This window comes from Novosphingobium sp. B1 (assembly GCF_900176395.1).
GTDB lineage: Bacteria > Pseudomonadota > Alphaproteobacteria > Sphingomonadales > Sphingomonadaceae > Novosphingobium.
Genome location: NZ_FWXL01000035.1, coordinates 1 through 14,403 on the forward strand (window position 1 = coordinate 1; position 14,403 = coordinate 14,403).

The 14,403-nt window shown below is 60.5% G+C and carries 15 protein-coding genes; 10 read left to right on the plus strand and 5 right to left on the minus strand.

The window, feature by feature from the left end:
- Positions 1-56: 56 nt before the first annotated feature.
- Positions 57-461 (minus strand): 3,4-dihydroxy-2-butanone-4-phosphate synthase, encoded by a 405-nt coding sequence (locus tag B9A23_RS21125; protein WP_254895231.1) that lies wholly within the window; start codon positions 459-461, stop codon positions 57-59.
- Positions 462-507: 46 nt separating this feature from the next.
- Positions 508-2,202, minus strand: a complete 1,695-nt coding sequence (locus tag B9A23_RS21130) for a class I adenylate-forming enzyme family protein (RefSeq protein ID WP_084281335.1) — start codon at positions 2,200-2,202, stop codon at positions 508-510.
- A 240-nt stretch (positions 2,203-2,442) separates the two neighbouring features.
- Between B9A23_RS21130 and B9A23_RS21135 the strand changes: the two genes are divergently transcribed.
- The 3 genes from B9A23_RS21135 to B9A23_RS21145 all read left to right on the plus strand — a co-directional run bounded on the left by B9A23_RS21135 (position 2,443) and on the right by B9A23_RS21145 (position 4,965).
- The gene (locus B9A23_RS21135; RefSeq protein ID WP_254895232.1) at positions 2,443-3,318 is read left to right on the plus strand and encodes an enoyl-CoA hydratase/isomerase family protein; all 876 of its coding nucleotides are present in this window, start codon (positions 2,443-2,445) and stop codon (positions 3,316-3,318) included.
- A gap of 73 nt (positions 3,319-3,391) precedes the next feature.
- Positions 3,392-4,327 (plus strand): SMP-30/gluconolactonase/LRE family protein, encoded by a 936-nt coding sequence (locus B9A23_RS21140; protein WP_084281336.1) that lies wholly within the window; start codon positions 3,392-3,394, stop codon positions 4,325-4,327.
- A gap of 50 nt (positions 4,328-4,377) precedes the next feature.
- On the plus strand, positions 4,378-4,965 hold the full coding sequence (locus tag B9A23_RS21145) for a TetR/AcrR family transcriptional regulator (protein WP_039337906.1): 588 nt from the start codon (positions 4,378-4,380) through the stop codon (positions 4,963-4,965).
- A 45-nt stretch (positions 4,966-5,010) separates the two neighbouring features.
- On the opposite strand, the gene B9A23_RS21150 is transcribed toward B9A23_RS21145, so the two are convergent.
- From B9A23_RS21150 to B9A23_RS21160, 3 genes are read right to left on the minus strand one after another with little or no spacing between them, the layout of a single operon-like run.
- On the minus strand, positions 5,011-5,508 hold the full coding sequence (locus tag B9A23_RS21150; protein ID WP_084281338.1) for a flavin reductase family protein: 498 nt from the start codon (positions 5,506-5,508) through the stop codon (positions 5,011-5,013).
- Complete coding sequence (locus B9A23_RS21155; RefSeq protein ID WP_084281339.1) at positions 5,505-6,770, minus strand: cytochrome P450; 1,266 nt, start codon at positions 6,768-6,770, stop codon at positions 5,505-5,507. Before B9A23_RS21155 ends, B9A23_RS21150 begins: the two co-directional genes overlap by 4 nt.
- Before the next feature lie 38 nt (positions 6,771-6,808).
- A complete protein-coding gene (locus B9A23_RS21160; protein ID WP_084281341.1) occupies positions 6,809-7,891 on the minus strand; it encodes a zinc-binding dehydrogenase in 1,083 nt (360 codons plus the stop codon).
- A gap of 298 nt (positions 7,892-8,189) precedes the next feature.
- On the opposite strand from B9A23_RS21160, the gene B9A23_RS21165 reads away from it, so the two are divergent.
- The 7 genes from B9A23_RS21165 to B9A23_RS21190 all read left to right on the plus strand — a co-directional run.
- Positions 8,190-8,936, plus strand: coding sequence for an SDR family NAD(P)-dependent oxidoreductase (locus tag B9A23_RS21165; RefSeq protein ID WP_084281342.1), 747 nt, complete (start codon positions 8,190-8,192; stop codon positions 8,934-8,936).
- A gap of 47 nt (positions 8,937-8,983) precedes the next feature.
- Positions 8,984-9,754, plus strand: a complete 771-nt coding sequence (locus B9A23_RS21170; protein ID WP_084281344.1) for an enoyl-CoA hydratase/isomerase family protein — start codon at positions 8,984-8,986, stop codon at positions 9,752-9,754.
- Between the two features lie 224 nt (positions 9,755-9,978).
- Positions 9,979-11,616: a flavin-containing monooxygenase gene (locus tag B9A23_RS21175; RefSeq protein WP_039337898.1), complete on the plus strand. Its 1,638-nt coding sequence runs from the start codon at positions 9,979-9,981 to the stop codon at positions 11,614-11,616.
- Positions 11,617-11,660: 44 nt separating this feature from the next.
- Complete coding sequence (locus B9A23_RS21180) at positions 11,661-11,978, plus strand: 2Fe-2S iron-sulfur cluster-binding protein (protein WP_084281345.1); 318 nt, start codon at positions 11,661-11,663, stop codon at positions 11,976-11,978.
- Positions 11,979-12,812: 834 nt separating this feature from the next.
- Entirely contained in the window at positions 12,813-13,211 is a 399-nt protein-coding gene (locus B9A23_RS21185; RefSeq protein ID WP_084281347.1) for a hypothetical protein, read from the plus strand.
- 155 nt (positions 13,212-13,366) lie between these two features.
- Positions 13,367-13,702, plus strand: coding sequence for a hypothetical protein (locus B9A23_RS22555; protein ID WP_139797631.1), 336 nt, complete (start codon positions 13,367-13,369; stop codon positions 13,700-13,702).
- 451 nt (positions 13,703-14,153) lie between these two features.
- A partial coding sequence (locus tag B9A23_RS21190; protein WP_176218118.1) for a Ros/MucR family transcriptional regulator occupies positions 14,154-14,403 on the plus strand: 250 nt, incomplete at its 3' end.

Genomic DNA, 14,403 nt, shown 5'->3' on the forward strand with positions numbered 1-14,403 from the left:
CCCCAGACTGGTCAGCCAGGGGCGGGTTCAAACATGGGTCAATTCTCAGTGGAAATTTATGCCCCTACCGGGTCAATTCTCAGCGGAAATCTACAGTCTGAACCTTTGGTGGGATCGACAGCGACGGCGATGGTTCGCGCCCGGTCGTGCGCAGAAATTCCGGTGGTAACGCCTTCCTTCGCTTCGATCGACACGGTGAACGCCGTGCCGTAACCGGACTGGTTGCGCGGGGCCATCGGCCTCAGTTTCAACTCTGCCGAGCGTTCCTGCGTGATGGCAAGGCAGATCAGCCCGCGGGCGTGACAGGCCATGAAGCTGATCTGCGCCGGCGTTGCAAACTGCGCCGGGATGATGATGTCACCTTCGTTCTCGCGGTCGTCGGCATCGACGAGGATGAACGGGCGGCCTTCCACGGCTTCGCGGATGATATCCTCGATAGGGGAGATTTCGGCCTCGGTCATTGCGGGCATTCCTTCGGTTCTCGTGCAGCCGGATGGTGTCGCATCGTCAGACAGTCTTCTGTTCGGCGAGGATCTCCAGCGCGATCTTGCGCAGTTCTGCCTTCTGCACCTTGCCCGTCCCGGTCTTAGGCAGCGCCTCGTCGGTCGTGAACCAGACGTCGCGCGGCATCTTGAACGCGGGAATACGTTCGCGAAGGTAGGCCATGACGTCCTCTACGGTGATCGCGCTGCCTTCTGCACGCACGACCCAGGCGCACCCACATTCGCCGAACTGGTTGTCCGGCATGCCGATGAAGAAGGCTTGCGAGACCGCAGGATTGGCGGTGAGGATCTGTTCGAGTTCCTTGGGCGAGACAAGCTCGCCCTTGCTCTTGTAGAGTTCCTTGGTGCGCCCGGTCAGGAACAAGTTTCCGTCCGGACGGAACTGGCCGAGGTCCCCCATTTTGATCCAGCCTCCGTCGAGGAACAGCGATGCGGTCGCCTCGGGTCGGCGAAAGTAGCCCTTGCTATTCATCGGGCTTCGGCAGCACAGCTCGCCGGGCGTGCCCCAAGGCAGGTCTGCCCCGGTTTCGGGATCGATCGTCTTGAACTGCGCGATCCGGCCGTCCTGATCGGCCATGCCTGCAACCCCGGCCTCGACGATGCGACCCTGCGTTTCCGATACGATCTCGATTGAATCTCCAGGCGCGGTACAGATCACCGTCGCGGTGACTTCGGTCTGGCCATAGCTGGTGATGATTTCACCGCAGCCGAAAGTGGCTTGGATGTCCTCCCACACCCAGCTCGGCGTGGGTGCCGCAGCGCTGTGGATCGTGTTGAGCGACGACAGATCGTAGGCTTGTCGCTTGGCCTGCTCGAGCAGGGCGATGGTCATCGTGGGCACGCCCATCAGGTAGGTGGCGCGATGGCGTTGCGTGGCATCGAGGATCTGGTGCGGATCGAATCGTAGCAATGGAATGATCGCGCCGCCCGCGACCATGCCCGAAAGCAGGCCGACGACGAGGCCGAAGCCATGGTAGAGGGGGAGTGAGAAGACGGCACGGCGGCCATCCTCGAACGCCTGATGATAGGCGCCGGCGTACATCGCCCGTAGCAAGTTGTCGTGCGTGATCTCGACACCTTTCGGAGAGCCGGTGGTGCCCGAGGTGAACAGGATAAGCGCGGTATCGTCTGCCGCGATGTCCCCGCTGCCTTCGTCAGAAGGGACCGCTCCCGAGAGCTGCCTGACCAGACGCGCAGGATCGGCGCGGTCGAAGATCAGACCTCCGCGCAGTTCTGGCAGGTCGCCGCACGTACCCGACTGCCAGCCGGGGAGACCGTCGTCGAGTTCCTGTTCGAAGCTGCGCGAGCCGAACCTGTCCATGGCGATGAGCAGGGCACAACCAGCTTCGGCCAGCGCGAACCTGATCTCGTCGGGCCTGTAGAGGGTATTGAGCGGCACCGCGATCGCACCGGCGCGCCAGATCGCGAACAGCAGCGGGACAGTCAGGGGATCGTTGGCCATGATCAGCCCGACCCTTTCGCCCTTGGCAATGCCCCGCGCCTTCAGACCGGCAGCAAGTGCAACGGACTGGCGGGCAACGTCGGCGTAGGTCAGTACGTCCTCATCGGTGATGACCAGCGGACGCTTGCCGAAATCGTTCGTGCTCCAATCGAGATAGCCATGGAGGTTGCTCCACGCCCAGGCAGGATGGCGAGCGGCAATCGCGTGCCTCCGGTCATCTGCACTCATCGCAAACATGTCAGTCGTCTCTCCCGATGCGCATTCCGACGTCTAGCCGGTCAGAGCGCAAATATCCGTTAAGGCATGGATCCTGGCTTCGTCACCAAGACTTCTGCCTAACGAGATTTAGGTTTGCCCTAATTTAAGCCACGTGTAAACAGTTGAGGCCAACGAGATGCAACGACCGGTCGGCGCGTGGCGCCACAGGTCCGAGGGGCGTTGCTGGCAGGATGACCCGGACCGGTGTCCGGACAGGAGATGACGATGGACGTGGATGGAGTTGCCCTTGAGGAAGGCGAGGCGATCGACTGGATCGTCTTCAATCGGCCCCAAGCCGCAAACGCCTTCTCGGCAGCGGTGCTCGAGCAGTTTTCCGCGCTGGTGAAGGACCGTCAGACAAGGGGCGCCCCGGTTCTGGGCATTCGCGGAAACGGAAGGGGCTTCAGTTCCGGAATGGACCTTGGCGAATACAGCGCGACGAGCGGCCCGACGAGCGACGTGCTGAGGCTTTCCTCCTATGTCGAACGCTGGCTCGACCTCTGGCGGCACCCCAAGCCGGTGATCGTGGCGGTGCACGGCTATTGCATTGGTGTTGGGGCACAACTTGCCTCGTTTGCAGACATCGTGGTGGTGGCCGATGATGCGGTGATAAGCGAGCCGACCATTCCGATCGGCGGCGGATTTATCGCCCCCACCTGGGCCAGCCATGTCGGTTCGCGGCGGGCCAAGGAATTCGCGTTCCTTCCAGGCAACCGGATCGACGGGCGTACAGCGGCCGAATGGGGATGGGCGAACTGCGCCGTGCCCGCGTCGGAACTCATCGCCTGCTGCGAAAGCCTCGCCGAGCGAATAAAACTCGTGCCACCTGCGGTTCTCACCATGAAAAAGCGCTCGATCAACCGGGCCATGGAAGCAGCGGGCTTCCATGCAGCCCTCTCCGCAGTTGCGGAAAGCGACGCGCTTCTCCACCTCGAACCCGAGGTTTCGAGTATCAGAAACCGCCTCAAGGGCGAGGACTTGAAGGCCGTGGTCAAGGATTACGCCGGCGAAAGCTCGCAGGAAATCTTCCGCCGCCATCGGGTTGGCGCCGAGAACCACGACCGAGGTGACAAAAGAGTTGCCGATTCAGACTAATCTGAATTAGGCTGGACAAAAGGAGTTCGAACAGCTGGGCTCAGCGTTCGACGTTTCGAGACAGGATGATGCGATGATGGAAGGTGAACGGTGGCGCTGCCTCTGGGACGCCAAGGCTATCCTCGGCGAAGGTACGATCTGGGATGACCGCGATGGCTGCATCTACTGGGTCGACATAGAAGCGCCGAGCGTGAACTGGTTCAATATCGAGACCGGCAGCAAGGGCACCTGGGTTCCCCCCAAATGGGTCAGTGCATTAGCGCCCAGATCGTCGGGTGGGTTCATTGCCTCTTCGGCCGATGGGTTCGTGCATATCGATCCCCAAGCGGGAACCTACCATCCGCTCGTCCACCCGATTGCCGATCCGCGCATCGCCAGGTTGAACGATGGCGTGGTCGATCGCAGCGGTCGCTACTGGTCAGGTTCGTGTGATTGCAGCCAGTGGGACGAAAGCACCACGGCCGAGGACAAGGAAAGCACGCTCGGCAATCTCGACGCGCGCAATACGGGCGAGCTTTACCGCCTGGACGCGGACGGAACCGTGTCGTCGCAAGAGCAGAACATCGTGACGGCCAACGGTCCGGCCTTCAGCCCCGACGGCCGGACCGCCTACGTCAACGACTCGATGCCTTTGGTGAGTTGGGCCTATGACGTCGATGCTGACGGCAACCTCTCGAACCGGCGCGACTTTCTCCGTTTCAAGCCGGACGACGGTTATCCTGACGGGATGGCGGTGGACGTCGAGGGTTGCATCTGGATGGCGTTTTACGAAAGCTGGATGCTGCGCCGGTTTGCTCCGGACGGCACGCTGCTGGAAGAGCGCCGCCTGCCGGTAAGGCGCGGCCTTCGCCCAGCCTTTGGCGGCACGGACTATTCGCGGCTGTTCCTGATCACCGGGTCACAGGGGTACGGCGCCGACCAGTTCGCGCAGCAGCCTTTGGCCGGCGGGCTTTTCGAAATTCTTGATCCCCCTGCCGCTGGCGTGCCAAACGTTCCATTTGCAGGTTGATCACAAAGCCCCGGTGCATCAGTTGTGCCTGAACCAAACGAAGATTGATCATGGCACAAGTTGAAAACGGCAAGACGCGCATTCTTGATTCGGCGGCGACCGCCCTTCGACAGAAGGGCCTTGCCGGCGCGAAACTCACAGAGATTGCGGCCGGTGCCGGGATGCTTGCGCCCAGCATCTATCATCACTTCTCCTCGAAGGACGATCTGGTCGAGGCGGTGATGATGGAAGGCATATACCGCAACAATCGCCACATCATGGCTCAGGTTGAAGTGCTTGGGCCATCGGCGACCGCGCTGGAACGGCTGCGGGCGGCGATCGAAGCACATATCGGCTTTCTCCTGACCGGCGATGACTATTCGTCGGCGGTTTCCCGCGTATTCGACGATCTGCCTGCGGAGATGAAGGGCCGGGTCCTGGCGGCCTATTCCAGTTTCGACAACTATTGGCGGGATCTGATAGCCGCCGCGCAAGCCGATGGCTCTGCAAGAAGCAGCCTTGATCCGACGGTCGTCAGGAAGTTCCTGATCGCGATGCTCGACTCCTGCGCCACATGGTACCGGCCGGGCAAGCTTGCACCTGCCCAGATCGCGGAGCAGGCTGCGGACCTCGCCTTGAACGGGTTTGCCAACGAGTAACTCGGCCCCGCCCCGGGTGCAGGGCCGCGACCGGCATTCGGACGATCAGGCTGCAGGCAGGAGGGATGCAATCTTGCCGTAGCTTCCCTTGTGAAACAGCAGGGGATCGCCCTCGCCTGCGACGCCGAAGCTTTCGACAGCACCGAGAACCAGCAGGTGGTCCCCCGCATCGCTTACGGAGTGCGTCGAACAATCGATCCAAACGAGTGCCCCGTCGATCAAGGGAGCGCCACGTGGCGAGGTGGAGTGCGCTATGCCTTCGAACTTGCGCGGGTCCTTCGACGCCAACTTGCGGCAGATATCTTCTTGGGACGCACCCAGCACGTTCACGCAGAACCCGTCGCAAAGGGACAGCGCGCCCCAACTGCTCGACTGCTTGTCGGGGAAAAAGCCGACAAGAGGTGGATCGAGCGAAACGGACGTGAACGAACCAACGATCATCGCGGCGGGCGCGCCATCCAAGGACATTGCCGTGATTGCACAGACCCCGGTAGGATAATGGCCGAGGACCTTGCGGAAAGATGCCTTGATGTCGTCCATCATGCGGGAACCTTCTGCCGCTCCCACTCCAGCGGAATGTTCTCGACCGCCGCTACGATGCCCGAATGGTAGATCGGCCTCGCCCCGTCCTTGAGCCTGAACTCGGGAATGCGAGCGAGCCATTCCTGCAGCATCACAGTCACTTCCAGCCGCGCAAGGTGCATGCCTGCACAGCGGTGCGGCCCTTGCGCGAAAGTGGAGTGGGTGACGTCCCGACGGGAGAGGTCGACGGTCATCGGATCGGCATGCTGTCGATCGTCAAGGCCATGCAGGGCCGTCGGCAGGAGAATGAGATCGCCCTCCTTCAGTTGCGTGCCATGGAACTCCATGTCGGCAACGACATAGCGGGCATCGGAAACGACGGCGAAACGGCGGAACAGCTCTTCAACCCCGCGCTGCAGCTTGAGCGGGTCGCTCCTCATTTCAGCCACCGTTTCCGGATGTCGAGCGAGGTAGATCATCATGAAACCGAGGAAATTGACCACGGTATCAAGCCCGCCGAGCAGCAGGAGCGACACGAGACCGAGCGCCCGGTCGTCGGGCATGGGCTTCCCGTCGATCTCGACATTGAGAATGCGGGTGATCAGATCTGTCCCGCTACCACCTCTGCGCTCGGCAATGATGGGCGCCACGTATTCAAAGAAGCCGCGGTTTGCCGTTTCCAGCGATCGGCCCTGCTCCTCGGGCGTGTTGCCTGACGGGCGCGTCATCTCGTTTGCGAGAAGGCCAAGCTTGTGTGCATCTTCCATCGGCAATCCCGCCAGTGCGAGAAAGACCCGCACCGGAAAGACCGTTGAAAACTCGCTGCCAAAGTCGCAGCTTCCCCGATCGGCGAAGCTCTCGATGATCTCCACCGCAATGGTCCGGATCTGCTCTTCGAGCTTGCGGATCTCGGCAAGGTTCAGCCCCTTGTCGATGGCCTTGCGATAGGGCGTATGCTCGGGCGGATCGAGCTTGGTCGGCACCATATCGTAGGCTTCACCCGCTTCGCGCGGGACCCAGATGACCCGGCTCGAGAAGCGTTCGGGGCTGCGATAGACCTCATCTATCACCACGCCGCGCGTTGCGATCCAGTGGCCACCGGTAAAGGGCGTCCAGACCAGCGGCGGGGTGTCGGGCTGCTGCACCCGCTTCCATGCTTCGTGGAAACCTTCCTCCAGTCCATCCAGATCATAGGCGTCGATCTCGCGTATCAGGTCGGCCGGAACGTGGGGCGGCGGGGAAACGCGGTGCTTTTCGAGTGCTGTCGAGGTTTCGGCGTTCATTGGTCCTGTCCTTGAATTCTGGTCTGGGAGCCGAAGGTTCAGCTGATCGACGGGTCGATCACCGCCTTGGTGGCCACGCCGGTCTTGGTCGCATGAAGCGCTTCGGCAGCTTGCGAGATGCCGAAGCGATGGCTGACCAGTTCGGCGAGCGGCACCTCGTGCTGTATGCGCGCGGCGAACTGCATGCCGTGATAGTAGTTCTTCGGCGCCGGGAACGATGCCCCGCCGACCGTGAGGTTCTTGAGCGTCAGGTCACGCGGCGAGATTGGCTGCGTTCCGATCGCGCCCCAGAGCCCGAGGATGATGTAACGGCTGTGGATGCCGCTGAGGTCCACGCCCTCGGGAAAGGCGGGCAATGCGCCTGCCGCTTCGATCACGATGTCGGGGCCCTGCTTGCCGACGCGATCGTAGATCATCCGCTTGCGCTCCTCCTGCGGCAGGCCGAGCGACACCGTTGCGGTTGCCCCGAGCTTCACCGCGGCCTCAAGCCGGGCGGGGGCAGCATCGATCACGATCACTTCGCGGGCACCGGCCTGCGCCGCAACCAGCACCGCAGAAAGTCCGACCGGTCCGGCGCCTTGCACGACTACACTATCGCCGAAGCGCACCGGTCCGCAGCGATCGAAGCCGCGCAGCACGGTTGGCAGCGCGCAGCCGAGCGCAGCAACCGCTTCGGGGATGGCGCCATCCGGCAACCGGTAGAATGGCATCGAATTGGGAAGCCAGGCGAAATCGGCGTAGCTGCCCCAGTTCGGCTTCGATGCATCCTCGAAGTAGCGGCTGTTCTCGCACGGCGTCTCTTCAAGGATCGTGCAGGAGTAGCAACGGTGGCACAGCGCGATGGGCGACCACACGACGAGATCGCCGGGCTTGACCGGCACGCCTGCGTAATCAGTGGATACGCCCGCGCCGAGCTCGATGATCTCACCGACGCCTTCGTGACCGAGGATGATCGGAAAAGGCATCTCGCCTGCCTCGCCGGTCATGATGTGGACATCGCTGCCGCACACGCCGCCCAGCACCGTGCGCACGAGCGCGCCGCCCGGTTCGGGAGAATGGACGTTCACCTCCCAGGTTTCGAGGCGGTTGGTCTCAACCAGGACCGTTGCCCTGCCCTTCATCCGTCATCTCCTCTCGACATGAAGCCGCCGGAAGCCCTCGCAGCTCCTTCGTTGCAGAGACGTTATCCAACTAATCACAATTAGTCCATAGGATTGATTCCGCCTGCGACAGCAATGCCTCAAGCGAACAGATGCAAGCGCGCAGAGCGGAAAAATCCCCGTTTTTACGGCCTTTCTTAAGTTCCGCTTAGCGACAAGCGCCGGGATCTCCCTCAACAAAAGCCATTGTCGTTCTGAAAAAATTTGATAGCACTACCTGAATCATGATTAGGTAGCGACGTTCGAGAGGAGACGCACAATGGCAAGGCTGGCAGGCAAAACCGCAATAATCACGGGTGCCGCGCGGGGAATGGGGGAATCGCATGCCCGCACCTTCGTAAGGGAAGGCGCAAAGGTCGTCCTTACCGACCTCAGCGAAGCTGCAGGCCACGCACTGGTCCAGGAACTGGGCAACAATGCCATATTCTTGAAGCAGGATGTGACGGATCCCGGCTCCTGGGATGGCATCGTCGAAGCCGCAGTCCGCCAATTCGGGACCATCGATATCCTCGTAAACAACGCCGGCATCCTTGGCCCCATGGCGGCGACCGACAGCCTTGACGACGACGGCTACCGCAAGGTCTGCGCTGTGAACCAGGACTCGGTCTTCTTCGGGATGCGCGCGGTCCTGCCCGTCATGGTCAAGGCGCAAAAAGGCTCGATCGTCAACATCTCGTCGATTGCCGGAATGGCCGCAAACTACGGCTTTCCCAGCCTTGCCTACGTTGCCAGCAAGTTTGCCGTGCGCGGAATGACCAAAGCGACTGCCGTGGAATTCGGCAAGTACAACATCCGCGTCAATTCCGTGCACCCGGGCTTCATCCAGACGCCGATGATGGTCGAGGCCACAGACGAGGTGGGCGGTGATGCGTTGTCGCAGATCCCCCTCGGCCGCATCGCCGACCCGTCCGAGGTTTCCAATCTGGTGCTGTTCCTGGCGTCGGACGAGGCTTCCTACATCACGGGCGCGGAGCACCTCGTCGATGCCGGCATGCTGGCCCACTGAGAAAGACGAAACGAGGCTCGGGCGGGAACCGGGGAAGGATCGGACAAATGGCGCTGATCGAAACATCCACCGCCGGGCACGTCGGCTACATTACCTTGAACCGGCCGGAAGCGCTCAACGCCATCAACGAGGAGATGGACCAGCTTCTCGGCGCAGCGTGGGACAAGTTCGAGACCGAGAGCGGAATCTGGGTCATTGTCCTGCGCGCCAACGGCGAACGCGCGTTCTGCGCCGGGGGTGACATGCACGCACCGCCCACGGGCAGCAGCGGCCTGTCGTTCGGAGGCGGGATCACCGGCATTGGGGGGCGGCTGCGACCGATCTCCAAACCGGTGATCTGTGCAACGCACGGCCACGTTCTGGGGCTTGGCTTCGAGATCGCGATGTGCGCCGACATCATCGTCGCTGCCACAACCTCGAGATTCGCCTTTCCCGAAGCTCGCGCGGGAATCATCGAACACTGCGGAGTGGTGCACCGGGCAGTGCGGCAATTGCCCCACCATGTCGCCATGGCGATGATCCTCGCCAGCGAGCCGTTGGATGCCGTGCAAGCCGCGCAATACGGGCTCGTCAACGAAGTCGTCGCACCCGACTGCATTGAACAGGCGACGGCACGCTGGGCGGAGAAGCTGCTGGCCTGCTCGCCCCTTGCGGCACGAGCTGCAAAGGAAGCCGCCCTCGCAGGGCTGGAAGGCTCGCTTCCCGAGGCGCTTTCCCGCACCTACCCCGGCATCAGCCGCTATGCCGATAGCGGCGATCGCACCGAGGCAATCGGCGCGTGGTCCGAGCGCCGGAACCCGCACTGGACCGGCATGTAAGCAACTAACCTAAGATTGGTTAGAGTGCATTTCACCAAACCCCGCGCTTTCGCGGGCCAGATTTGCTCAAATATCTCCCATCATCAGGCATATTTCCGAGAATCTTGAAACACTCTTCAAATCGTGTTGCCATCTAACCTAATTTTAATTAGGCTGGATTCAGCGATTCAGGGGTACCGTCAGAAGCGCACGCCCCTGCGCCCGAACAAGGCCGAGGAACGCCAATGTCAGATTCAAATAGTCCTATCGTGGTTGATGCGGTCGTTGTCGGCGCGGGTGTCACCGGGATCTACCAGACGTATCTCTTGCACCGGAAAGGCATGTCGGTTCTCGGCGTGGACGCCGCCGACGACGTTGGTGGAACGTGGTACTGGAACCGCTATCCGGGCTGCCGCCTTGATACAGAGAGCTACGCCTACGGCTACTTTGCGATGACGGGGATAATCCCCGACTGGAAGTGGAGCGAGCGTTTCGCGGGGCAGGCAGAGATGCTGCGTTACGTGAATGCGGCGGCCGATGCGATGGACGTGCGCCGACACTACAGGTTCAAGACGAAAGTGCTGAGCGCGCACTTCCTGGACGACGAGAAGCGGTGGAAGATCACGCTCGACAGCGGCGAGACGATCCACGCACGCTTCTTCATTTCGGCCACCGGTCCGCTTTCGGCATCGAAGATGCCGGACTACAAGGGCATCGACCTGTTCAAGGGCCAGGCCTTCCACTCCTCGCGCTGGCCCCGCGATGACCAGGGCAATCTTGCAGGCATGGACTTCGCCGGCAAGCGCGTTGCAGTGCTGGGCACCGGGGCGACCGGCGTGCAGATCATTCCGATCGTGGCGGAGACGGCGGGCGAGCTGTTCGTGCTGCAACGCAATCCGAACTGGTGCACGCCGCTGGGCAATACACCGCTCAGCGACGAGGACATGAACCTGATCCGCACCCGCTACCCGACCATCCTCGAATACGTGAAAACTACCGACACCGCGTTCCCGTATCACCGCGATCCGCGCAAGGCATCTCAGGTCTCAGCCGAAGAGCGCGAGGAGTTCTTCGAACGACTGTATGACCAGCCCGGCTACGGCATCTGGCTCAGTGGCTTTCGCGACCTGTTGCTGAGCCGTGAATCCAATCAGTTCCTTGCCGATTTCGTAGCCAAGAAAATCCGCCAGCGGGTCAAGGACCAGACGGTTGCGGAAAAGCTCATTCCCACCGACCACCCATTCGGCTCGAAGCGCGTCCCGATGGAGACGAACTACTACGAGGCGTACAATCGCGAGAACGTGCATCTCGTGGACCTGAAGGCCGCGCCAATCGACGAGTTCGTCGAAAACGGCGTGATCATCGGCGGCGAACTGCTCGAGGTCGACGTGATCATTTTCGCAACCGGCTTCGATGGCGTTACCGGCTCGCTTGACCGGATAGACATCCGTGGACGCCAGGGCCAACGACTGATCGACGCCTGGGCCGACGGGCCGACGACCTACCTGGGCCTGCAGACGCGCAACTTCCCGAATTTCTTCGCGCTTGTCGGGCCGCACAACGGCTCGGCTTTCTGCAACGTCGGTGTCTGTGGTGCGCTGCAGGCTGAATGGGTCACGCAGATGCTGCTCTATATGGCGGCGCGTGGCTTCGAGACTGCCGAGCCGAGCGAAGCGGCGGAAGCCGCATGGACCGAGGCAATCTACCGTGACTTCGAACGGACGCTGATGGCCGAAACAAACGCTTGGTGGATCAAGGTCACCCACAAGCCCGACGGCAGCGTGGTTCGACGCACGCTCGTATATGTAGGCGGAGGCCCAGAGTATCGCCGCCGCTGCGAGCAGGTCGCCTATTGCGATTACGAAGGCTTCGAAATGGCCTGAGCCTGCGATTCCTCAGTCTCACCCCTTTTTTCAGTAGGCAAATTATGATCGATCTGAAAGTCGTGAAGCGCGACGGCACCGAACTCTCCATACAGGCAAACCCAGGCTGCTCGGTGATGGAGGCACTGCGAGACAATGGCCTGGACGAGCTGCTGGCACTTTGCGGCGGCTGCTGCTCCTGTGCCACATGCCATGTCTATGTTGAGGCCGGGCCAATTGGAGCCAATCAAGTGGACGGTGCAGACGAGGACGACCTGTTGGACAGCTCAGACCACAAGCAGGAAAATTCACGTCTTTCATGTCAGATCATGCTGGACCAAACAATGCACGGCATGATTTTGCGGATCGCGCCGGAAGACTAACAGGCACAGCCAGCGGCACTTGATGCTGTGAGCCCTCATCACGATGAGATGAGACAAATTGACGCGCCCGCTTCAACCTGCCGGGCGCCGCCACATTGGCTGGCCGCAATCGAGACGATCAAGGCCGCTTCATTACGTCCAGATTACGCCTGACAAGGTGCATATCGTGACTCATGCAGCATCTTTGACGAAACCCAAAACCCCCGGAAGCAGGGGTTTCTCCCGGTCGGGGAGTAGCGCAGCCTGGTAGCGCATCTGGTTTGGGACCATAGGCGCAATCGGCTTAACGAAGGGCAGTCTAGACGATCAGGCACCGGATGCTGGAAAGTCTTCAGCGTCTGCACCCTTTGGCATGCTCGCGCCGATGTTTGTGCCGATGAACGAAGGGCGGCTTAGGCCAATCCCCGTGGCAGAGTAGCCGTTCCGGTCAGTCCGCAACCCCGGTCATTTCAGTCGAGCCGTCAGCCATCAAGGATGGGGATAGCTGAAGCGCCCCACCTTGCCATTTCACCGTTGCTGTGGAAGCCTCAAAGGTGCGTCGGTCAGTCCCGGCGCAGAGGCGTCGAAACCTCTGCTTACAAGACTCGGTCTCCAATTCTGGTGGCCGGGTGGCATGCGCGCATGTCCAGTCGGCTCTGCCGATAAAGGCGCATGCGCCTGTCTGTAAGCAGGTTTCGAACACCCGGCTTGACCGGCGCCTCTTTCGGAAAAAGGAGCGCCGGTAATGCCTTCTCAGTTTGATCCACCTGTATCAGCGGGGAGCCCGCTAGACGCGGCCAACCTCAACCCAACCTGCCAAATTGCCCCACATTTCGCGGTGACGGGGAGGTCGTCATGAGCGAAACGATCGACCGCGAGCTCACGGCTGAGCAGCTACAGCTGCTCGACGACTTCCAGCATCTCGCCATCGAGGAGTTTGGCGGCGGCAACATCCTTACGGCTATGCTCGGTATAGGCCCGAACAGGCACTATACGGATGCGAGCACGGACCGACTGCTGACGCTCATCCAGATCCTTGAAATCTTGATCGATTTGTGTGGCGAGCGCTCCAAGGCCTTCCATTGGCTCATAGGCAACGCTTGCTACAAAGAGATCGTCGGAAACGATCCCTACTTTTGTCTCGAAGACGGCGACGAAAGCGCTGCCTTTGTGATGCTTGGCTGGCTGCAAATCATACAACGCTTCCGCCCAGCTGACCTTATCGCACAGATGTTCAGGGCTTCCGCAACCTGAAAATTGCAGGTCGTCTGAGAACTCGGACCGCTTCATCAGACACTGCGCGCCGCCCATCGTGGCAGGATGATCGAAGCGTGCCGCAAAGGTGATTTTTGCCTTCCGAGATAGCTCGTCCCACGAGCAGATTACTTCGAAGCAGATTGGAGTGACAAATGGAAAATGAAAATGCAGCGCATCGTAAAGCGGGGTTAGATAAGGATCCGCCTCTTGAAGCCGTTTCCGCAGGCGCTGCGGAAGCTCTCAGTCGACCATCAGAGTACGTGGCCCCAAAAACAACAAGTGCAAGGCGCTTCTTCAACCCTGAATATTGGGACACACTAGCAAATTACAGCGCCAAAGAAATGGTGTTGCACAGGCTGCAAAAGACTTCTGCAGACGAGTTCATTAATCTTCTTGAAGATCTAAAGCAAGACATCCGCGAAAAAGACTACGAAACAGCAGCCACAAACTTCGCCAATGCACTCTATCCATCAGAGACTAAAGGCTGAATAGGTCCTATATACCATCGGAAATATTAACAAGGCGCACTTCCCAACGTTCGGCAATGCGCAGGGGAGATGGCAGGGGTGAAGTCCGCACCGCCAAGGCTACAGACGGGCGGACTTCATCGGCCTGCTACCTGCCGGTCTCCCGGCAGGCAACGCCACTGGAAAAGAAACTTGGGGTAAAGAGGTTAGCCGCCCTCGCCACTGCTATTGTGCATAGATGGCACTGCTTTCTTACCCCCTTCAATGAAGTATCAGCACCAACCAGACCTGGGCCGCCGCACTGGAAAATCCTTGGCGGATAAGACCCAACACCCACAGCACCCAGTGATCACATCACAGCCAGATCTTCGAGGATTTTGGAGGAGATATTGATGCGTACTGGCAAATGCCAGATTTTTAGCATAACACTAAAGCTCTAAAGTCAAAAATCAGATCTGGAGTCGCTATTTACATGTCCGATGATTTTACCGCCACGCGGGAAACGCTTATTACCTTAACCTCTGATATTGTTGCCGCACATGTCAGCAACAACAGCGTTGCTGTTGGCGATCTTCCCACGCTCATTTCCAAGGTCTACGGGGCCCTTGCCGGCCTTGATCAGCCGGTCGAAGTCGAAGAAGTTCGCCCGGAACCGGCAGTTTCGGTCCGCGCTTCGATCAAGCCCGACTACATCGTCTGCCTCGAAGACGGCAAGAAGCTCA